Source organism: Cupriavidus sp. WGlv3 (assembly GCF_023952475.1).
GTDB lineage: Bacteria > Pseudomonadota > Gammaproteobacteria > Burkholderiales > Burkholderiaceae > Cupriavidus > Cupriavidus phytorum.
Genome location: NZ_JALHRX010000012.1, coordinates 21909 through 41397, shown reverse-complemented (window position 1 = coordinate 41397; position 19489 = coordinate 21909). Strand labels below are relative to the sequence as shown.

The window sequence follows — 19489 nt, the reverse complement described above, 5'->3', positions numbered from 1 at the left end:
TTTCAGTTAAGTGTTTGACCAGCTCTTCTATCGTCCGATGCGGCTGGACGCGGGCCGGTAGTCATACATGCCCCGGCCAAAGCCGGGGCGGTTGCTGCGATGCGGGACGGAGGCCCCGCACCACGATTACTTCTCCAGACCTGCGGGCGGCCAGTTCTCGAGCTTCATGCCGAGGGTCAGGCCACGCGAGGCGAGGACTTCCTTGATCTCGTTGAGCGACTTGCGACCCAGGTTCGGGGTCTTGAGCAGCTCGTTCTCGGTACGCTGGATCAGGTCGCCGATGTAGTAGATGTTTTCGGCCTTCAGGCAGTTGGCCGAACGCACCGTCAGCTCCAGGTCGTCGACCGGGCGCAGCAGGATCGGGTCGATCTGCGGGGTGCGACTCGAAGCGGCCTCGGCGGCCGACTCGGTGCCTTCCAGCGCGGCGAACACGGACAGCTGGTCGACCAGAATGCGGGCCGACTGGCGGATCGCTTCCTCGGGCGAGATCACGCCGTCGGTTTCGATATTCATCACCAGCTTGTCGAGGTCGGTACGCTGCTCCACACGAGCGGATTCAACCGCGTACGACACGCGGCGCACCGGCGAGAACGAGGCGTCCAGCACGATGCGGCCGATGACCTTGCCGGATTCGTCGCCGAACTTGCGCACGTTGCCCGGCACATAGCCGCGGCCCTGCTCGACCTTGATCTGCATGTCCAGCTTGCCGCCGGCCGACAGATGCGCGATCACGTGGTTCGGGTTGATGATCTCGACGTCGTGCGGCAGCTCGATATCGGCGGCCGTGACCACGCCTTCGCCATCCTTGCGCAGCGACACCGTGACTTCGTCGCGGTTGTGCAGCTTGAACACCACGCCCTTCAGGTTGAGCAGCAGGTTGACGACGTCTTCCTGCACGCCGTCGATGGTGGAATACTCGTGGACCACCCCAGCGATCGTGACTTCGGTCGGGGCATAACCGACCATCGACGACAGCAGCACGCGACGCAGGGCGTTACCGAGCGTATGGCCGTAGCCGCGCTCGAACGGCTCCATCACGACTTTGGCGTGATGGTCGCCCAGAGGCTCGACGGCGATAATTTTTGGCTTGAGGAGTGCTGTTTGCATTAGGTTGTCCTTTTCAATACCCTCGGCTCGTTACACCGATAAGGCTGACGTTTGGAACCTGGAAATCCCATCGTAACGATGGGCGAAGCCCGACGCGCGCCAGGCGCGTCGGGCTGAAGGAGAAGCTTTGCGACGAACGCAAGCTCTGGGCCGGGTGCTCGCGGATTAACGCGAGTACAGTTCGACGATCAGGCTTTCGTTGATGTCGCCCGAGATATCGGCGCGATCCGGGACTTGCTTGAAGGTGCCTTCGAACTTCTTGGCATCCACTGCGACCCAGGTCGGGAAGCCCGACTGCTCGGCCAGCGACAGTGCTTCGGCGATACGGACCTGCTTCTTCGACTGCTCGCGGATGGTGATGATGTCGCCCGACTTGACCTGGGCCGACGGCACGTTCAGGGTCTGGCCGTTCACCAGGATCGCCTTGTGCGACACCAGCTGACGCGCTTCAGCGCGGGTCGAGCCGAAGCCCATGCGGTACACCACGTTGTCCAGGCGCGATTCCAGCAGTTGCAGCAGGTTTTCGCCGGTGTTGCCCTTGCGGCGGTCGGCTTCGGCGAAGTAGCGGCGGAACTGGCGCTCGAGCACGCCGTAGATGCGCTTGACCTTCTGCTTTTCGCGCAGCTGGTTGCCGTAGTCCGAGGTGCGGGCACCCGAGGTGCGGCCATGCTGGCCCGGCTTGCTGTCCAGCTTGCACTTGTCGGCCAGCGAGCGGCGCGAGCTCTTCAGGAACAGGTCGGTGCCTTCACGGCGGGAAAGTTTGGCCTTCGGGCCGGTATAACGTGCCACGTTGTCTTCCTTTAATCGATCACGGCGCCTTCAGGACGCGCCGTGAGTCCGCCAACGCAGTGCTGCCGCGGTGCATGGAGGCACGCGCCAGACCGTGACGGACGGTGGGCTTATTAAGCGCGCTCCGTTGCCGGAGGCGTCGCTGCAAGCATTTACCAATGCGCCGGCATCGCAATGTGCCGCGAAAGCCACTGCTCCGACGCAAAACAAAAACCTGCCGCATTGAAATGCAGCAGGTCAGCGCGCGATACTACCATATCCAAAACCGGCAGGTAAACCCGCCGGCTCCGGACGCGCCAACGCATCAGATGCGGCGGCGCTTCGGCGGACGGCAGCCGTTGTGCGGAATCGGCGTGACGTCTTCGATGATCGCGATCTTGATGCCCAGCGCGTTCAGCGCGCGGACAGCCGATTCACGACCCGGGCCGGGACCCTTGATACGCACTTCCAGGTTCTTGATGCCCTGGTCTTGCGCCACGCGGCCGGCGTTTTCGGCAGCGACCTGGGCAGCGAACGGGGTCGACTTGCGCGAACCCTTGAAGCCCTGGCCACCGGCGGTCGCCCACGACAGGGCATTGCCCTGGCGATCGGTGATCGTGATGATGGTGTTGTTGAACGAAGCGTGGACGTGCGCAATGCCGTCGGCAACGTTCTTCTTGACCTTTTTACGCGCGCGAGCGGCGTTATTCGGACCTTTTGCCATTAGTTTCTTCCTCTGCCTTCGGCTTTACTTCTTCAGAGCCACGCCGGCCTTGCGCGGACCCTTGCGGGTACGGGCGTTGGTACGGGTACGCTGACCGCGCATGGGCAGGCCCTTGCGGTGACGCATGCCACGATAGCAACCAAGGTCCATCAGACGCTTGATGTTCATCGTGGTTTCACGACGCAGGTCACCCTCGACCGTGACCTTGCCCACTTCGTCACGAAGCTTTTCCAGGTCGGCGTCGGTCAGATCCTTGACCTTCTTGTCAAACGGTACACCGGTGGCCTCGCAAATCTTGCGAGCGCGCGAGCGGCCGACACCATAAATGGCCGTCAGGCCGATTTCGGTGTGCTTGTGGTTCGGGATGTTAACCCCTGCGATACGTGCCATTCGTCAATCCTCTTTCCGATTAGCCTTGGCGTTGCTTGTGGCGGGGATCCGACGAGCAGATCACGCGCACGACACCGTTGCGCTTGATGATTTTGCAGTTGCGGCAAATGCGCTTAACAGAAGCCAGCACTTTCATAATTTTCCTCTTCCTTCAATTCCTGTTCGCTCACTTCGTCCGGAAGACGATTCGTGCGCGCGACAGATCATATGGGGTCAGCTCGACCGTCACCTTGTCACCCGGAAGAATCCGGATGTAGTTCATTCTCATCTTGCCGGAGATATGGCCCAGCACTACATGGCCATTCTCCAGCTTGACTCGGAACGTCGCATTGGGCAGGTTTTCCAGGACCTCGCCCTGCATCTGGATGACGTCGTCTTTAGCCATACCTAGCCTGTACCGATCCGAAGTCAGCGCAAGGTCAGATTGCCCTTGAAATTCGCCTTCTTCAGCAGCGACTCATACTGCTGCGACATGACATAGGACTGAACCTGGGCCATGAAGTCCATCGTGACGACCACGATGATCAGCAGGGAGGTTCCGCCGAAATAGAACGGAACGTTCCAGCGCAGCACCAGGAATTCCGGCAACAGGCAGACCAGTGTGATGTAGATCGCACCAGCCAGCGTCAAACGCACCAGGATCTTGTCGATATAGCGCGTCGTCTGCTCGCCCGGACGAATGCCCGGAATGAAGGCACCGCTTTTCTTCAGGTTGTCTGCCACTTCACGGCTGTTGTACACCAGGGCCGTGTAGAAGAAGCAGAAAAATACAATCGCAGCAGCGTAAAGCAGGATGTAGACCGGCTGGCCCGGCGACAGCGTGGCAGCCAGGTCCTTGATGAACCGGCCGACCGTACCCGTCGAGTCAGACGTAAACCAGCCCGCGATCGTCGCCGGGAACAGGATGATCGACGATGCGAAGATCGGCGGAATCACCCCTGCCATGTTCAGCTTCAGCGGCAGGTGCGACGACTGGCCGCCGTACACCTTGTTGCCGACCTGACGCTTGGCATAGTTCACCAGGATCTTGCGCTGGCCACGCTCGACGAACACCACGGCGAAGGTCACACCGATCACGATCGCCACGATGAAGATCGCCGCGATGATGCTCATGGAACCCGTGCGGACCAGTTCGAACAGTCCGCCGATCGCATTGGGCAGGCCCGCCGCGATACCGCCGAAGATGATGATCGAGATGCCGTTGCCCAGACCGCGCTCGGTGATCTGCTCACCCAGCCACATCAGGAACATCGTGCCGGTCACCAGCGTGATCACTGCCGTGGCCCGGAACATCAGGCCCGGATCCAGCACCAGCCCCGGCTGCGACTCCAGCGCGACCGCGATCGACAGCGCCTGGAACGTGGCCAGAACCACGGTGCCGTAGCGCGTGTACTGCGTGATCTTGCGCTGCCCTGCCTGCCCTTCCTTCTTCAGCGACTCCAGCTGCGGCAGCACGATCGTCAGCAACTGCATGATGATCGACGCCGAGATGTACGGCATGATGCCGAGCGCGAAGACGGTAAAGCGCGACAGCGCCCCGCCCGAGAACAGGTTGAACATCCCGAGGATGCCACCCGACTGACTCTGGAAAAGCTTCGCAAGCTGCTCCGGATCGATACCGGGCACCGGAATATGAGCGCCGATGCGGTACACGATCAGGGCCAGCACCAGAAACATCAGCCGGCGCTTGAGGTCGCCGTACTTCGCCGTGTTCCTGGCTTGCGCGCTTGCATTGGGTTTCGCCGTGGCCAAACGATGCTCCGACTATGACTGCCTATGCTGCGATGAATGCTGCCGTATCAGGCTGCGATCTGGCCGCCGGCGGCTTCGATCGCGGCCTTGGCGCCAGCGGTGGCGCCCAGACCCTTGATCGTCACCTTGCGGGTCAGCTCGCCGGCCTTGATGACCTTGGCGCTCTTGACCAGGTCGCCGACCAGGCCAGCCTGCTTCAGGACCAGCAGGTCGACTTCGGCCGCTTCCAGGCGCTCGATGTCACGCAGCGTGACTTCGGCGGTGAACGCCTTGGTCAGCGAGGTGAAGCCGCGCTTCGGCAGGCGACGATACAGCGGCATCTGGCCGCCTTCGAAGCCCACCTTGTGGAAGCCGCCCGAACGCGACTTCTGACCCTTGTGACCGCGACCGGCGGTCTTGCCCAGGCCGGAGCCGATACCGCGGCCGACGCGACGCTTGGCGTGCTTCGAACCGGCAGCCGGTTTCAGGTTGTTCAGTTGCATCTTGCTCTCCAAGTCCCGATCAGGCCAGAACCTTGACCAGGTACGAGACCTTGTTGATCATGCCGCGCACGGCGGGCGTGTCCTGCAGCTCCGACACCGAGTTGATGCGGCGCAGGCCCAGGCCACGAACGGTGGCGCGATGATCCTCGCGCGTGCCGATCAGGCTGCGCACGAGTTGCACTTTTACGGTTTTCTGCGACATTGCGTTCACCTTAACCCAGGATGTCTTCGACCGACTTGCCACGCTTGGCGGCGATTTCGCCCGGCGTGCTCATCTTCTGAAGGCCGTCCAGCGTGGCGCGAACCATGTTGTACGGGTTGGTGGAGCCGTGCGACTTGGTCACCACGTTGGTGACGCCCATCACTTCGAAGATCGCGCGCATCGGGCCGCCGGCGATCACGCCGGTACCTTCCTTGGCGGGCATCATCAGCACCTTGGCGGCGCCGTGCTTGCCAACGACTTCGTGTTGCAGCGTGCCGTTCTTCAGCGAGACCTTGACCATCTTGCGACGGGCTTCGTCCATTGCCTTCTGAACGGCGACAGGCACTTCCTTGGCCTTGCCCTTGCCCATGCCGATGCGGCCATCGCCGTCACCAACCACGGTCAGCGCAGCGAAACCGAGAATCCGGCCACCCTTCACCACCTTGGTGACACGGTTGACCGAGATCATCTTCTCGCGGAGGCCGTCGTCGCGTTCGTCCTGTTGGACTTTTGCTTGCATCTTTGCCATGACGTATCTCTCTTTATGCGCTTAGAACTTCAGGCCAGCTTCGCGGGCGGCGTCTGCCAGGGCCTTCACGCGGCCATGGAAACGGAAGCCGGCGCGATCGAACGCGACGGTTTCCACGCCGGCAGCCTTCGCCTTCTCGGCGATGCGCTTGCCCACGACGGTAGCGGCAGCGGCGGTAGCGCCCTTGCCATCCAGTTCCTTGCGCACTTCCACCTCTGCGGTCGAAGCCGAAGCCAGCACCTTGGTGCCGCACTCCGAGAAGACCTGGGCGTAAATATGCGAATTCGTACGGAACACGGTCAGACGATTGACTTTCATCTCCGCGATCTTGGCGCGGGTCTGACGTGCACGGCGCAAACGAGCGTCTTTCTTGTTCATCATTGCACCCCTTACTTCTTCTTGGTTTCCTTCAGGATGACGCGCTCGTCGCTGTAACGCACACCCTTGCCCTTGTAGGGCTCGGGCGGACGGTACGCGCGGACTTCCGCGGCAACCTGACCGACTTTCTGCTTGTCCGCACCCTTGATGATGATCTCGGTCTGCGTCGGCGTTGCCGCCGTCACGCCTTCCGGCATCTCATGGATCACGTCGTGCGAGAAACCAAGCTGGAGCTTCAGCGCAGCACCTTGCAGCTGGGCACGGTAACCCACGCCAACGAGGTTCAGCTTGCGCTCGAAACCGGTGGTCACGCCCTTGACCATGTTCGCCGCCAGGGCGCGCATGGTGCCTTGCAGGGCGTTTGCTTCACGCGACTCGTCAGCCGGCGAGAAGGTCAGCGTGTCGTTCTCGACATTGACCTTGACCAGGCTGTGAATCGGCTGGGACAGCGTACCCAGCGGGCCCTTCACGGAGAGCACGCCAGCTGCCACGTTCACTTCCGCGCCCTTGGGGAGCGCGATGGGAGCCTTACCTACACGGGACATGGTTCTCTCCTTAAGCGACGTAGCAGAGAACTTCGCCGCCCACGCCGGTGGCGCGAGCCTTGCGGTCGGTCATCAGACCCTGCGGGGTCGAGATGATCGCCACACCGAGGCCGTTCATCACTTGCGGAATGTCGCTGCGGCCCTTGTACACGCGCAGGCCGGGCTTCGAGACGCGCTCGATGCGCTCGATCACCGGACGGCCGGCGTAGTACTTGAGACCGATGCTCAGTTGTGCCTTGCCGCCATCTTCCTGGACGGCGTAGTCGTCGATATAGCCTTCGTCCTTCAGGACCTTGGCGATTGCCACTTTCAGCTTCGACGACGGCATGACAACCGACGCTTTCTGCACGCCCTGGGCGTTGCGGATGCGCGTCAGCATATCGGCGATAGGATCGCTCATGCTCATACTGTTTCTCCTGTAGCCTGTGCGTAATTACCAGCTGGCTTTCGTCAGACCCGGGATTTCGCCCTTGAAGGCGATTTCGCGGATCTTGTTACGCGCCAGGCCAAACTTGCGGAAGGTACCGCGGGGACGACCGGTGATCGCGCAGCGGTTACGCTGGCGAGTCGGGTTCGCGTTGCGCGGGAGCTGTTGCAGCTCGAGGCGCGCCATATAACGCTCTTCTTCCGACTTTTCTTGGTCGTCGATAATGGCCTTGAGGGCAGCGCGCTTGGGGGCGAACTTCGCCGCCAGCTTGGCGCGCTTCTTCTCACGTTCAATCAGAGCCAGTTTAGCCACGGTTACCCCTTAATTGCGGAACGGGAACTTGAACGCGCCGAGGAGGGCCTTGGCTTCCTCGTCGTTCTTCGCCGTCGTCGTGATGCTGATGTTCAGACCACGCAGTGCGTCGATCTTGTCGTACTCGATTTCGGGGAAAATGATCTGCTCTTTCACACCGATGTTGTAGTTGCCACGACCGTCGAACGAGCGGCCCGACACACCACGGAAGTCACGCACGCGCGGCAGGGCCACGGTGACGAAACGATCGAGGAATTCGAACATGCGCTCGCCGCGCAGGGTCACCATCGCACCGATGGGGTAGCCCTGGCGGATCTTGAAGCCGGCGATGGCCTTCTTGGCCTTCGTCACGACCGGCTTCTGACCGGCGATCTTGGTCAGGTCGCCCACGGCGTTTTCAATGATCTTCTTGTCATTGATGGCTTCGCCAAGACCCATGTTCAGGGTGATCTTGGTGATGCGCGGCACTTCCATGACCGACTTGTAGCCGAACTGCTCGATCAGCTTCGGCACAACCTGTTCTTTGTAAAACTCTTGCAGACGTGCTGCCATGCTCAACTCCTATACGTGCCCAGAATCAAGCTGCCACGACGGCGCCGGTGGTCTTCAGCACGCGCACGCGCTTGCCGTCTTCCACCTTGATGCCGACGCGCGACGGCTTGCCATTGGCATCCACGAGCGCAACGTTGGAAATATGCAGCGGCATGACCTTGTCGACCACACCACCGGTAGTGCCCAGCATCGGGTTCGGGCGGGCATGCTTCTTGGCGATGTTCACGCCTTGCACCGCAACCTTGTCGCCGAGGACGGCTTGCACGGTACCGCGCTTGCCCTTGTCCTTGCCGGTCAGCACGATGACTTCGTCGCCTTTGCGAATCTTGTTCATGGCGGCTCCTTACAGCACTTCCGGAGCGAGCGACACGATCTTCATGAAGCGCTCGGTACGGAGTTCACGAGTCACCGGCCCGAAGATACGGGTGCCGATCGGCTCGAGCTTGTTGTTCAGCAGGACGGCGGCGTTGCCGTCGAACTTGATCAGCGAACCGTCAGCGCGGCGCACGCCCTTGGCGGTACGCACGACGACGGCGTTGTAGATGTCGCCCTTCTTGACGCGACCGCGCGGCGCTGCGTCCTTGACGGTCACCTTGATGATGTCGCCAACGCTTGCGTAGCGGCGCTTGGAGCCACCCAGCACCTTGATGCACAGCACTTCGCGCGCACCAGTGTTATCGGCCACTTCGAGCCGGCTTTCTGTCTGAATCATGGTGTTTGTCTTCCCAACTTAATCCGCCAGGTGCGATAGCGCCCGTCGGTCAGTCTTGGTCCCGTCGGTTCCGGCCTTGCGCCAGCACCGTATGGGTTGATCAACTTTGAAGTCGGTAGGAGCCCGGCAATCCCAATGAAAAACTATCGGGGCCGCCTGACCCTGGCTCGCTCAACAGGCCCGCCCGGGTGGTACAGCTAAGGCGAACGCAATAAAGCGGAAGTCCAGGATTATAGCTACATAATCCTGGACTTGCAAGTCAAGCTAAGAACGTGTTGTTCTTAGATGACGCGTGCAGCCTCTACCAGCCGGGAAACCACCCAGGACTTGGTCCGCGACAGCGGACGGCCTTCCTGGATTTCGACCTTGTCGCCTTCCTTGTACTGGTTGGCTTCGTCGTGTGCGTGGTACTTCTTGGAACGCAGCACGTACTTGCCGTACAGGGGATGCTTGACGCGGTTTTCCACCAAGACCGTAACGGTCTTGTCCATCTTGTCGCTCACGACACGGCCGACCAGGGTACGGCGAAGCGACTTTTCCGTTTGTGCAGCTTCAGTCATTTCGCGTTCGCCTTTTGAGTCAGCACGGTTTGCACGCGCGCGATGTCCTTGCGAACCTTCTTCAGCTGGCTGGTGTTCTGCAGCTGTTGGGTTGCCTTTTGCATGCGCAGGCTAAATTGGGCCTTCAGCAGCTCGGAGAGCTCCTGGTTCAGGCCTGCGGCGTCCTTGCCGCGAAGTTCGGATGCTTTCATTCCTGCTCTCCTTACGTCCCGACCTGGCGCACCACGAAATTGGTGGCGATCGGCAGCTTGGCCGCCGCGAGGCGGAACGCCTCACGCGCCAGCTCTTCGCTCACGCCATCCATTTCGTACAGCATCTTGCCCGGCTGGATTTCAGCCACGTAGTATTCCGGATTGCCCTTGCCGTTACCCATACGGACTTCGGCGGGCTTCTTCGAGATCGGCTTGTCCGGGAAGATCCGGATCCAGATGCGGCCGCCACGCTTGATGTGACGGGTCATCGCACGACGTGCCGACTCGATCTGGCGAGCCGTCAGACGGCCACGGCCCATTGCCTTCAGGCCGAATTCGCCGAAAGACACGGCGTTGCCACGGGTAGCCTTACCCGTGTTGCGGCCTTTCTGCTCCTTGCGGTATTTTCTGCGCTTAGGTTGCAGCATCGTTATTCTCCACTCTTCCCATCTGCGCCAGGCGCAGCGCGACGACCGGCACCGGCACCGCCACGGCGGTTGCCACCCGGACGGCCTTCGCCTTCACGGCGGCGGCCTTCCGGACGACCCGGGCGACGACGACGCTCGTCTTGCGGCTCTTCCACCACCGGCGCGTCATTGCGGCCGAGGTGATCCCCCTTGTAGACCCACACCTTGACACCGATGATGCCGTAGGTGGTTTCTGCTTCGGAGAAGCCGTAGTCGATGTCGGCGCGCAGGGTGTGCAGGGGCACACGGCCTTCGCGGTACCACTCGGTACGGGCGATTTCAATACCGTTCAGACGGCCGGCGCTCATGATCTTGATGCCCTGGGCACCCAGGCGCATCGCGTTCTGCATGGCGCGCTTCATGGCGCGGCGGAACATGATGCGGCGCTCGAGCTGCTGGGTGATCGAATCGGCGATCAGCTGAGCATCGGTTTCCGGCTTGCGGATTTCCTCGATGTTCACGTGCACGGGCACGCCCATGCGACGCTGCAGTTCGGCCTTCAGCAGTTCGATGTCCTCACCCTTCTTGCCGATCACCACGCCCGGACGCGAGCTGTAAATGGTGATGCGTGCATTGCGGGCGGGGCGCTCGATCACGACGCGGCCAACCGATGCGTTCTTGAGCTTCTTCTTCAGGAAGTCGCGAACTTCGATGTCTTCCTTCAGCATGCCGGCGAACTTCGTGTTGCTGGCGTACCAGCGCGAAGCCCAGTTACGGCTGACAGCCAGACGGAAGCCAGTCGGATGAATCTTCTGTCCCATCGTGACTCCTTAGTTGCCGAGCGTCACAGTGATGTGACAGGTTTGTTTCTCGATGCGGTTGCCGCGGCCCTTTGCCCGTGCCGTGAAGCGCTTGAGCGAGGTTGCCTTGTCGACGTAGATCGATTTGACCTTGAGTTCGTCGATGTCGGCGCCTTCGTTGTGCTCGGCGTTGGCGATGGCCGATTCGACCACCTTCTTCACGATCCCGGCAGCCTTTTTCGGGCTGAACGTCAGGACATTGAGCGCACGCTCGATCGGCAGACCACGGATCTGGTCAGCGACCAGGCGCGTCTTCTGGGCGGAGATGCGGGCACCGCGATGAATCGCTTTCACTTCCATGATGGCACCTTACCTCTTCGCTTTCTTGTCAGCCGCGTGGCCCTTGAACGTGCGGGTAATCGCAAATTCGCCGAGCTTGTGGCCAACCATGTTTTCCGTCACGTACACCGGCACGTGCTGACGGCCGTTGTGCACGGCGATCGTCAGGCCGATGAATTCCGGCATGATGGTCGAGCGGCGCGACCACGTCTTGATGGGCTTCTTGTCCTTGCCGCTGACTGCAACTTCCACCTTCTTCAGCAGGTGGGCGTCGCAGAACGGACCCTTTTTAGCGGAACGAGTCATATCTTTAGCTCCTACCTACCGATTAGCGCTTGTGGCGCTTCTGGACGATCATGCTGTCCGTGCGCTTGTTGCTGCGGGTACGGTAACCCTTGGCCGGGGTACCCCACGGCGAAACCGGATCACGACCAGCAGCAGTCTTGCCTTCACCACCACCGTGCGGGTGATCCACCGGGTTCATCACGACACCACGCACCGTCGGGCGGATACCGCGCCAGCGGGTCGCACCGGCCTTGCCGATGACACGCAGGCTGTGCTCTTCGTTGCCCACTTCACCGATGGTGGCGCGGCACTCGATGTGCACGCGGCGGACTTCACCCGAGCGCAGACGAACCTGGGCGTACAGGCCTTCACGAGCCAGCAGCACGGCGGAACCGCCGGCGGCGCGTGCGATCTGCGAACCCTTGCCGGGCAGCATTTCCACGTTGTTGATCGTGGTACCGACCGGAATGTTGCGGATCGGCAGGTTGTTGCCCGCCTTGATCGGCGCTTCCGAGCCGTTCATCAGCGGTTGGCCGGCAACCATGCCCTTGGTGGCGATGATGTAGCGGCGCTCACCGTCGGCGAACACGACCAGCGCGATGTTGGCGCTGCGGTTCGGATCGTATTCCAGGCGCTCGACCTTGGCGGGGATGCCGTCCTTGTCGTTGCGCTTGAAGTCGACCACGCGGTAGTGGTGCTTATGACCACCGCCCTTGTGGCGGGTGGTGATATGACCATTGTTGTTACGGCCCGACTTCTGGAATTGCTTTTCCAGCAGCGGAGCGTGCGGGGCGCCCTTGTGAAGGTCCTTGTTGACCACCTTCACCATCGAGCGACGACCCGGGGAAGTCGGCTTGGTCTTGACGAGTGCCATGATTACTTGGCCTCCGCTTCAAAATTGATTTCCTGACCCGGCTTCAGCGAAACGTAGGCCTTCTTCACGTGGTTGCGACGCCCCATGAAACGGCCAAAGCGCTTCTGCTTGCCCTTCTGGTTCAGGATCTGAACGGACTGCACCTCGACCTTGAACAGCAGTTCGACGGCGGCCTTCACTTCTGCCTTGTTGGCATCGCGAGCCACTTCGAACACGACTTGTTCATTCTTGTCGGCGACCAGGGTTGCCTTTTCGGAAACCACCGGCGCGAGCAGCACCTGCATCAAACGATGATCGTTCTTGGCTACTTGCGTCATTTCAGCAACTCCTCGATCTGCGCGACGGCTGCCTTGGTCACCAGCACCTTCTTGTAGTGCACGAGCGACAGCGGATCAGCCTGGCGCGGCTCGACAACTGCCACGTGCGGCAGGTTGCGCGAAGCCAGGTAGAGGTTTTCGTCGAGGCTGTCGGTGATGATCAGCACCGAGTCCAGGCCCATGGCCTTGAACTTGTCGGCCAAGAGCTTGGTCTTGGGCGCGTCGACGGTGAAACCGTCCACCACATTGATACGACCTTCACGTGCGAGCTGCGAGTAAATCGAGCGCATGCCGGCACGGAACATCTTCTTGTTGACCTTCTGGCTGAAGTTCTCTTCCGGCGAATTCGGGAAGATACGGCCACCCCCGCGCCACAGCGGCGACGAGGACATACCGGCACGGGCGCGACCCGTACCCTTCTGGCGCCACGGCTTCTTGGTCGTGTGCTTGACCTCTTCACGATCCTTTTGCTTACGGTTGCCGCTGCGAGCGTTGGCCTGGTAAGCGACGACGATCTGGTGAACGAGGGCTTCGTTGTAGTCACGGCCGAACACTTCGGGCGACGCGTCAACGCCGGCGCCGATCTGGCCATTGTCCTGGAGGAGCTTGAGTTCCATTACATGCGCTCCTTAAGCTTTGGCTTTGGCCTTGACGGCCGGGGTAACGATGACCTTGCCGTTCTTGGAGCCGGGAATGGCGCCCTTGACCAGCAGCAGCTTGCGCTCTGCGTCGATCTTGGCGATCTCCAGGTTCTGCACGGTGCGGGTGACATCGCCCAGGTGACCGGTCATGCGCTTGCCCGGGAACACGCGGCCCGGATCCTGCGCCATACCGATCGAGCCCGGCACGTTGTGCGAGCGCGAGTTACCGTGGGTGGCACGGCCGGAGGCGAAGTGGTAGCGCTTGATGGTACCGGCGTAGCCCTTACCGATGGTCACGCCCTGCACGTCGATCTTCTGACCGACTTCGAACAGGTCGACCGACAGCGAACCGCCAGCTTGCAGTTCGGCAGCCTTGGCTGCGTCGATACGGAATTCGCGGATGATTTCGCCGGCTTCCACGCCGGCTTTGGCGAGGTGACCCGCCAGCGGCTTGGTGACGCGGCTTGCGCGTCGTGCGCCGAAGGTGACTTGAACCGCGGTGTAACCGTCGGTCTCGTCCGTCTTGATTTGCGTCACGCGGTTGTCGCCGACCTCGACCACGGTCACGGGAATCGCTTCACCGTCGTCCGTGAAAATACGGGTCATGCCAACCTTGCGACCTACAAGGCCAAGGCTCATGGTTTGCTCCATTCCCAGCTGCGATTGGCCGGGGCTGATTGATACACGAAAACTGTGCTTGCGCTTGTGCGCGGATGGACTTGCGCTAAACAAGACTGCGCGCGGCCAAAATGGCCAGCCCACTACCCGATGGGTAGCCTTACACTATATCGCAGCAGTTTGGAAAGGGCAATATGAATTGCGGATTTCCCTGCAATGTTGTAGGCAGGGACGGCGCAGCAGTGACGCTTGCGTTGCCTGGTTGTGGTATCGGGACGACGGGCCGCAATCCGAGCGGCCCCTCAGGCACAGCAAAAAGGCAGGTCAGGCCGCGATGCGGACGAAGTCGCCGCCATAGAAAACCAGCGGCTCCCCCTCCCCTGCCGTGAATGCTTCGACGGCGCCGACGATCAACAGGTGGTCGCCCACCGGATCGGCGCGCTCGACCCGGCACGACAGCGTCGCCAGTGCCTCGTCCAGGTAAGGCACGCCTTGCGGGCAGCGGCGATGGCCAATGCCGGCGAACTTGTCCGGCAACGGCGTGGCAAAGCGGCGCGCCAGTTCGCCGTGACCGGCGCGCAGGATGCTGACGCCGAACGGCGCGCCCGGGGCGAACAGGCCCGCATTGGGCGAATGCCTGGCCAGGCTCCACAGGATCAATGGCGGCGCCAGCGACAGCGACGCGAACGAGTTGACGGTGATGCCGACCGGCCGCCGCTGCGGCGTACAGGCACCGATGACCGCCACGCCGGTCGCGTAGCGGCCGCAAACGCGGCGCAGTTCGCGCGGATCGAGCGAGGGGGCGGCATGGCTGATGGTGTCCATCTCAGGCGGCCTGCGGCAGGTGGTGGTCGATCAGCTGGTGGCAGGCCTGCGGATCCATCCACCAGGGGAAGTAGTCGGGCGGATTGTCGAAGCCGTTGGCGATGCGGGCCGCCAGCGCCGGCGCCTGCCCCGCCGCGCCCAGCAGCGCCAGGATGTGCGGCGGCGGCGGGGTCAACAGCGAGTTGGTCCACGCCACCACATCGCCGGCGTATTGCCAGTAGCGGGCGAAGGTCTGTTCCATCCAGTCGCGGTCGTACGCCCGCTCGCCGTGCCCGACGATGGCATCGAGATAGACCTTGCAGCACTTGGCGGCATTGTTGGAGCCCTGGCCGGTGATCGGGTCATTGACCACCACGGCATCGGCCATGCCGAATACCAGCCGCCCCGACGGCAGCGTCAGCACCGGCTTGCGTACCGTCGGCGCGAAGCGGCCCGACAGGATGCCGTTGTCGTCGGTCAGCGCCACCTGCGCGCAGCGCTCGGCTTCCCACGGCGCATAGGTGCGCAGGATGCGCAGGCTTTCAGCGAGGTGCTGTTCGGGCGTGCTGGCCTCGGCCCAGCGGTCCATCGGGCCGCCCGGGATGCCCTCGAACACCATGATTTCGCACGGCCCCGACAGCGTCAGTGCGGGAAAGACGAAGTACTCGCCGACGCCGGGAATCAAGTTGAAGCAAACCCGCGAGAACGGCTCGCGCGGCAGCATGCCGGTCACATAGGTCAGCGCCAGCGCGCGCTGGGGCCGGTCGAACGGGCTGCGCGACGCATCGCGCTCGAAACGGCTGACAATCTCGCCTTTGCCCGCGGCCAGCAGCACCAGGTCATGCTCGCGGGTCAGGTCCTCAAGCTCGTCGACACCGACATCGAGGATGCGCAGGTCGCCGCCGCGCGCCACAAAGGCCTCCATCCACGCCGGCATCTTCAGGCGCTGATCGACCGCCTGCGCCGGACGATCCAGCGGCGCGGCCCAGTCGATGACCTTGGCGCCGGGCAGCTCGGGATGGGGCACGGCCAGGCCGATGCCCTGCACCGGCGGGCAGGCATCGTCCCACCAGTTCAGGCCGAGCTCGCGCTCGGTCTGCAGCGCGCGGTCGAACATGCACTGGCTGGACATGACCTTGCCCGCGCGGATCTGTGCCGGCGTGCGGTTGGACAGCAGCGTGACGCGGTAGCCGTGGGCCTGCAGCCCGAGGGCCATTTGCAGGCCCGACTGGCCCGCTCCGACGATGGCGATGCGTTGGTGCATGAGGTGGTCTCCTGAGGGATCGTGGTAGGGCGTTCAGCCGGCCAGCTTGCCGATGGCAGGCACGTTCTGCTCCGGACCCATGGCGGAGTAGCCGCCGTCAACGGCATAGTCGGCGCCGGTGACGAAGCTGGCGTGGTCGGAGCAGAGGAACAGCACCACCTGCGCCACTTCGTCGGGCTCGCCGACGCGGCCGAGCAGGTGGAACGGCGCGGCCACCGCATCGGTGCGGGCGCGGTTGCCGCCGCTGACCTCGTCCATCAGGCGGCACCAGGTCCAGCCCGGCGACACCGCGTTGACGCGAATGCGGTCGGGCGCCAGGTCCATCGCCATGCTGCGCGTCAGCTGCGCGATCGCGGCTTTCGATACTGGATAGAGCCAGCGCCCGGTCTGCGCCACGTGGGCGGAAATGCTGGTGAAATTGACGATGGCGCCGCCGCCGCGCGCGCGCATCAGCGGATGCACCGCCTGCGCCAGCATCACGCCGGAAACCACATTGACATCGAGCGCCGCCAGCCAGTCGGCACGATTCGAGCGGAAGCCGTCGTCGAGATAGGTGCAGGCCAGGTTGACCAGGAAATCGACGCCGCCAAAACGCTGCGCTACCTGGCTCACCGCATCGCGGACCTGCTGGTCCCGCGTGATGTCCGCCGCGATGAACAGCGCGCCCTGGCCCAGTTCCGCGGCGACGCACTCGCCATTGGCGGCGTCGATATCGAAGATCGCCACGCGCGCCCCGGCCTCGATGAAGGCCCGTGCCACGCCCGCGCCGATCAGCGTGGCGCCGCCGGTGACGATGGCCACCTTGTCCTGCAATCCCTTCATGGTTGTCTCCTTGTTGGTCGCCGGTTCGGTCACCGGTGTCCGGGGCGGGGCAGGCCTCTGCGGGCCTGCTCCCGTTCCTTGCCGCCCGCTTACTTGCCTTCGCTCTGCTGCCAGCGCGCCATCAGCGTGTTCGACGGCAGGGTCTCGTCCAGCAGCTTTCGCGCGGTCTCCACGCCTGCCACCGGCAAACCCACGGGATCCAGCTTGCCGATCTGCACCAGCACGCTGGCCTGGTCCCAATAGATATGCTCGTGGTACAGCTTGTCGCCGCGGAACTTGACGATGGCGATCAGCGGGATCTCCACGCGCCTGCCGGTCGGCGGCACGCCGGGCAGCATCCAGTCGATCTCGCTGGTGTGGGTAAAGCAGAACAGCAGCTCGTCGACGATCTGCGAGGCGCCGACCGTGCGCGACAGCGGGATCAGCGTGGTGTCGGGCGGATTGCTGTGGACGAAATGGTTTTGGTAGAAGCGGCGCAGCTGCGCGTGGCCGACGCCACCGGTCATGGTCGGGATATGGTTCACGTAGGGCTGCGCCACCATCGTCGCCATGGTCGCATCGACATCGCGGGTGGCGAATTCATACTCGCAATGCTTGTCCCACAGCGCCGAGAAGTCGTAGTGCGGACCCAGCTCGCGGCGCAGCGCGGCGATCGAGCGCTGGTGCGCCATCAGCGCCGAGGGCTTGTCGAAATGCTCGCCGCCGGAGCGCGCAAAGGCATGATCGACGCCGGCATAGACGTACACCTCGATGTGGTCCCGGCCGGCCAGCGCCTCGCGGATCGCCACCTGTGCCTGCGGCGGGCAGAAGCCGTCCTTCTCGGCGATATGCAGCACCAGGCGGCCCCGCACGTTGACGGCCTCGGCCAGCGCGTGCTCGATGCCGACGCCGTAGTACGCCACTGCGCAGGCCACGTCGGGCAGCCGGCAGGCCGCCAGGTAGGCCAGCTTGCCGCCCAGGCAGAAGCCCAGCACGCCGGTCCGGCCGACGCATTCGGTCCGCGCGCGCAACGTCTCCAGCGCCGCGCCCACATCCTGCACGCCCTTCGCTTCGTCGAACTGCTGATAGAGGCCGAGCGCGCGCTGGAAGTCCTCGCCGCGGTCGGTCAGCTCAACCCCGGGTGCGATGCGCCAGAACAGGTCCGGCACCAGCACCGTATAGCCCTCCTCGGCGTAGTAATCGGCCACCTGGCGCATGGTGGCATTGACGCCGAAGATCTCCTGGCACAGCACGATGCCGGGGCCCTTGCCCGCCGCCGGGGTGGCGAGATAGCCGCTGAAACTGCCTTCGGTGGTCTGGATCTGGATGGTCTGGCCCATGGCCTGCGCTCCTTGTCGTTCTCTGTTGGCTGACAGCTGGTGGAGGGTTGCGCTGCCGTGCTGGATCCCATGATGGTGGCTCCGCACCGCAGCAAACTAGCCGCCGAGTGCAGCGGCTATCCGATTAGTGCAGGAAAGTCAGGCTTCGGTCAACGCAAGGCCAGGGTCGCGCGGGTCGATCCGCTATAGTGGTTGCGTGGACCATGCTGCGCGCATGGCGACCCGGCCCGCCGCCGTGGACGCCAGCCAGCGCCGCGGCCACGCCAGAGGAGCGAGACCATGTTGCAGCTGCCCCCGACTGCCCGCGCGCCGGCGCCGCTGGCGCATGCCCTGCTACACGATGCCGGGCGCCAGGTGTTCGCCTCGACCGACCTCGGGCAGACGCGCGCGGCGGTCGGCAAGGTCTTCAAGCCTCACCGGCTCGATATCCGCGGGACCAGCCTGTCGGCCCGCATGCACCACGCCCCGCTGGGCGCGGTGTCGCTCAACCGGCTCGCCTACGGAGCCGATGTCACCATCGACCCGGGGCCGCTCGGAGACTTCCTGCTGGTGCAGATGCCGCTCAGCGGCCAGGCTGAGATTCGTTGCGGCGCGCAGCAGATCGTGTCGACGCCGGACTGCGCTTCCGTGCTGACGCCCAGCGATCCGCTGCTGATGCGCTGGAGCGCGGACAACGACCAACTGATCGTGCGCATCGAGCGCAGCGCGCTGGAGCGCGTGTGCGCCGCCTATCTTGGACATCGCCCGGACCCGCCGCTGCGCTTCCAGCTCGCCATGGCCTGGCGCAGCGCCGGCTGGTATTCATTGATGGAGTATCTGGCGCAGATGCTGTCGGTGGCACCGGCAGCGGCGCGCCATCCGCTGACGGCATGTCAGCTCGAGCAACTGGTGATCGGCGCGCTGCTGACGCTGCAGCCGCACAGCCTGTCGGAGGCGCTGCAGCGGCACGGCAAGCCACTGGCGCCGCGCCATGTGAAAGTGGTCGAGGAGTATATCCACGCTCATGCCGCCGCCGCGCTGACGCCGGCGCTGCTGGCGGAGATCGCGGGCGTCAGCCTGCGCAGCCTGTATGCGGGGTTCCGCGAGCATCGCGGGCTGAGCCCGATGGCCTATCTGCGCACGGTCCGGCTCGACCGGGTACGGCACGACCTGCTCAACGATGCGGCGCTGGCGTCGGTGACGGGCGCCGCGCTGCGCTGGGGCTTTACCCACCTGGGGCGCTTCAGCGCCGAATACCGGCGCGCGTTCGGCGAGTGCCCGGCCGAGACGCTGCGCCGGCGCGGCAGCGTGTAAGGGCCTGTCGGGCGCTGCCGGTGCGGCGCGCCACCAAACAAAAACGGCGAACCGAGGTTCGCCGTTTTGCTGCAT

At 63.4% G+C, this 19489-nt stretch carries 32 protein-coding genes; 1 reads left to right on the top strand and 31 read right to left on the bottom strand.

Features of this window, described 5'->3' with window-relative positions; translation table 11 throughout:
• Positions 1-126: 126 nt before the first annotated feature.
• The 31 genes from MKD38_RS19685 to MKD38_RS19535 form a co-directional block, all read right to left on the bottom strand.
• Entirely contained in the window at positions 127-1107 is a 981-nt protein-coding gene (locus tag MKD38_RS19685) for a DNA-directed RNA polymerase subunit alpha (RefSeq protein WP_010812374.1), read from the bottom strand.
• A gap of 165 nt (positions 1108-1272) precedes the next feature.
• Positions 1273-1896 (bottom strand): 30S ribosomal protein S4, encoded by a 624-nt coding sequence (gene rpsD, locus MKD38_RS19680; RefSeq protein ID WP_252679108.1) that lies wholly within the window; start codon positions 1894-1896, stop codon positions 1273-1275.
• Positions 1897-2200: 304 nt separating this feature from the next.
• Positions 2201-2599, bottom strand: a complete 399-nt coding sequence (gene rpsK, locus MKD38_RS19675) for a 30S ribosomal protein S11 (protein ID WP_010812376.1) — start codon at positions 2597-2599, stop codon at positions 2201-2203.
• Positions 2600-2623: 24 nt separating this feature from the next.
• Positions 2624-2989 carry a 30S ribosomal protein S13 gene (rpsM, locus tag MKD38_RS19670; RefSeq protein ID WP_010812377.1) on the bottom strand — a complete coding sequence of 122 codons (366 nt, stop codon included), beginning with the start codon at positions 2987-2989 and terminating at the stop codon, positions 2624-2626.
• Between the two features lie 19 nt (positions 2990-3008).
• Positions 3009-3125: a 50S ribosomal protein L36 gene (gene rpmJ, locus MKD38_RS19665; RefSeq protein WP_008642959.1), complete on the bottom strand. Its 117-nt coding sequence runs from the start codon at positions 3123-3125 to the stop codon at positions 3009-3011.
• Between the two features lie 30 nt (positions 3126-3155).
• Positions 3156-3374 carry a translation initiation factor IF-1 gene (gene infA / locus MKD38_RS19660; protein WP_010812378.1) on the bottom strand — a complete coding sequence of 73 codons (219 nt, stop codon included), beginning with the start codon at positions 3372-3374 and terminating at the stop codon, positions 3156-3158.
• 23 nt (positions 3375-3397) lie between these two features.
• Positions 3398-4741: a preprotein translocase subunit SecY gene (secY, locus tag MKD38_RS19655; RefSeq protein WP_062801963.1), complete on the bottom strand. Its 1344-nt coding sequence runs from the start codon at positions 4739-4741 to the stop codon at positions 3398-3400.
• A 47-nt stretch (positions 4742-4788) separates the two neighbouring features.
• On the bottom strand, positions 4789-5223 hold the full coding sequence (rplO, locus tag MKD38_RS19650) for a 50S ribosomal protein L15 (protein ID WP_012354135.1): 435 nt from the start codon (positions 5221-5223) through the stop codon (positions 4789-4791).
• A gap of 19 nt (positions 5224-5242) precedes the next feature.
• The gene (rpmD, locus tag MKD38_RS19645; protein ID WP_010812381.1) at positions 5243-5425 is read right to left on the bottom strand and encodes a 50S ribosomal protein L30; all 183 of its coding nucleotides are present in this window, start codon (positions 5423-5425) and stop codon (positions 5243-5245) included.
• Between the two features lie 10 nt (positions 5426-5435).
• Positions 5436-5954, bottom strand: a complete 519-nt coding sequence (gene rpsE, locus MKD38_RS19640) for a 30S ribosomal protein S5 (protein ID WP_006160449.1) — start codon at positions 5952-5954, stop codon at positions 5436-5438.
• A gap of 21 nt (positions 5955-5975) precedes the next feature.
• Positions 5976-6332, bottom strand: coding sequence for a 50S ribosomal protein L18 (gene rplR, locus MKD38_RS19635; protein WP_010812382.1), 357 nt, complete (start codon positions 6330-6332; stop codon positions 5976-5978).
• Positions 6333-6343: 11 nt separating this feature from the next.
• Positions 6344-6877 (bottom strand): 50S ribosomal protein L6, encoded by a 534-nt coding sequence (rplF, locus tag MKD38_RS19630; protein ID WP_116320346.1) that lies wholly within the window; start codon positions 6875-6877, stop codon positions 6344-6346.
• A gap of 10 nt (positions 6878-6887) precedes the next feature.
• Complete coding sequence (rpsH, locus tag MKD38_RS19625) at positions 6888-7283, bottom strand: 30S ribosomal protein S8 (RefSeq protein ID WP_010812384.1); 396 nt, start codon at positions 7281-7283, stop codon at positions 6888-6890.
• A gap of 27 nt (positions 7284-7310) precedes the next feature.
• A complete protein-coding gene (gene rpsN, locus MKD38_RS19620; RefSeq protein WP_011299304.1) occupies positions 7311-7616 on the bottom strand; it encodes a 30S ribosomal protein S14 in 306 nt (101 codons plus the stop codon).
• Between the two features lie 9 nt (positions 7617-7625).
• Positions 7626-8168: a 50S ribosomal protein L5 gene (gene rplE, locus MKD38_RS19615; protein WP_010812386.1), complete on the bottom strand. Its 543-nt coding sequence runs from the start codon at positions 8166-8168 to the stop codon at positions 7626-7628.
• Positions 8169-8193: 25 nt separating this feature from the next.
• Positions 8194-8502: a 50S ribosomal protein L24 gene (gene rplX / locus MKD38_RS19610; RefSeq protein ID WP_010812387.1), complete on the bottom strand. Its 309-nt coding sequence runs from the start codon at positions 8500-8502 to the stop codon at positions 8194-8196.
• 9 nt (positions 8503-8511) lie between these two features.
• Complete coding sequence (gene rplN, locus MKD38_RS19605; protein WP_010812388.1) at positions 8512-8880, bottom strand: 50S ribosomal protein L14; 369 nt, start codon at positions 8878-8880, stop codon at positions 8512-8514.
• Positions 8881-9161: 281 nt separating this feature from the next.
• Positions 9162-9440, bottom strand: coding sequence for a 30S ribosomal protein S17 (rpsQ, locus tag MKD38_RS19600; RefSeq protein ID WP_010812389.1), 279 nt, complete (start codon positions 9438-9440; stop codon positions 9162-9164).
• The gene (rpmC, locus tag MKD38_RS19595) at positions 9437-9631 is read right to left on the bottom strand and encodes a 50S ribosomal protein L29 (RefSeq protein WP_010812390.1); all 195 of its coding nucleotides are present in this window, start codon (positions 9629-9631) and stop codon (positions 9437-9439) included. Before rpmC ends, rpsQ begins: the two co-directional genes overlap by 4 nt.
• An 11-nt stretch (positions 9632-9642) precedes the next feature.
• Positions 9643-10059, bottom strand: a complete 417-nt coding sequence (gene rplP / locus MKD38_RS19590) for a 50S ribosomal protein L16 (protein ID WP_006576240.1) — start codon at positions 10057-10059, stop codon at positions 9643-9645.
• 2 nt (positions 10060-10061) lie between these two features.
• On the bottom strand, positions 10062-10859 hold the full coding sequence (rpsC, locus tag MKD38_RS19585; protein ID WP_115705184.1) for a 30S ribosomal protein S3: 798 nt from the start codon (positions 10857-10859) through the stop codon (positions 10062-10064).
• 9 nt (positions 10860-10868) lie between these two features.
• On the bottom strand, positions 10869-11198 hold the full coding sequence (gene rplV, locus MKD38_RS19580; protein WP_003271370.1) for a 50S ribosomal protein L22: 330 nt from the start codon (positions 11196-11198) through the stop codon (positions 10869-10871).
• 9 nt (positions 11199-11207) lie between these two features.
• Positions 11208-11483 carry a 30S ribosomal protein S19 gene (rpsS, locus tag MKD38_RS19575; protein WP_115705186.1) on the bottom strand — a complete coding sequence of 92 codons (276 nt, stop codon included), beginning with the start codon at positions 11481-11483 and terminating at the stop codon, positions 11208-11210.
• 22 nt (positions 11484-11505) lie between these two features.
• Positions 11506-12336 carry a 50S ribosomal protein L2 gene (gene rplB / locus MKD38_RS19570; RefSeq protein WP_115705188.1) on the bottom strand — a complete coding sequence of 277 codons (831 nt, stop codon included), beginning with the start codon at positions 12334-12336 and terminating at the stop codon, positions 11506-11508.
• 2 nt (positions 12337-12338) lie between these two features.
• Positions 12339-12653, bottom strand: a complete 315-nt coding sequence (gene rplW, locus MKD38_RS19565) for a 50S ribosomal protein L23 (RefSeq protein ID WP_006576245.1) — start codon at positions 12651-12653, stop codon at positions 12339-12341.
• Positions 12650-13270: a 50S ribosomal protein L4 gene (gene rplD, locus MKD38_RS19560; RefSeq protein WP_022536862.1), complete on the bottom strand. Its 621-nt coding sequence runs from the start codon at positions 13268-13270 to the stop codon at positions 12650-12652. The genes rplW and rplD overlap by 4 nt, the downstream gene beginning before the upstream one ends.
• Positions 13271-13282: 12 nt before the next feature.
• The gene (gene rplC / locus MKD38_RS19555; RefSeq protein WP_010812397.1) at positions 13283-13933 is read right to left on the bottom strand and encodes a 50S ribosomal protein L3; all 651 of its coding nucleotides are present in this window, start codon (positions 13931-13933) and stop codon (positions 13283-13285) included.
• Positions 13934-14236: 303 nt separating this feature from the next.
• Positions 14237-14737 carry a flavin reductase family protein gene (locus tag MKD38_RS19550; protein WP_252679104.1) on the bottom strand — a complete coding sequence of 167 codons (501 nt, stop codon included), beginning with the start codon at positions 14735-14737 and terminating at the stop codon, positions 14237-14239.
• A 1-nt stretch (position 14738) separates the two neighbouring features.
• Positions 14739-15980 (bottom strand): styrene monooxygenase/indole monooxygenase family protein, encoded by a 1242-nt coding sequence (locus MKD38_RS19545; protein ID WP_252679094.1) that lies wholly within the window; start codon positions 15978-15980, stop codon positions 14739-14741.
• A gap of 33 nt (positions 15981-16013) precedes the next feature.
• Positions 16014-16802 carry an SDR family oxidoreductase gene (locus tag MKD38_RS19540; protein ID WP_252679093.1) on the bottom strand — a complete coding sequence of 263 codons (789 nt, stop codon included), beginning with the start codon at positions 16800-16802 and terminating at the stop codon, positions 16014-16016.
• Positions 16803-16891: 89 nt separating this feature from the next.
• The gene (locus MKD38_RS19535) at positions 16892-18121 is read right to left on the bottom strand and encodes a dienelactone hydrolase family protein (RefSeq protein ID WP_252679091.1); all 1230 of its coding nucleotides are present in this window, start codon (positions 18119-18121) and stop codon (positions 16892-16894) included.
• A 279-nt stretch (positions 18122-18400) separates the two neighbouring features.
• On the opposite strand from MKD38_RS19535, the gene MKD38_RS19530 reads away from it, so the two are divergent.
• Positions 18401-19414 carry an AraC family transcriptional regulator gene (locus tag MKD38_RS19530; protein WP_252679090.1) on the top strand — a complete coding sequence of 338 codons (1014 nt, stop codon included), beginning with the start codon at positions 18401-18403 and terminating at the stop codon, positions 19412-19414.
• Positions 19415-19489 lie beyond the last annotated feature (75 nt).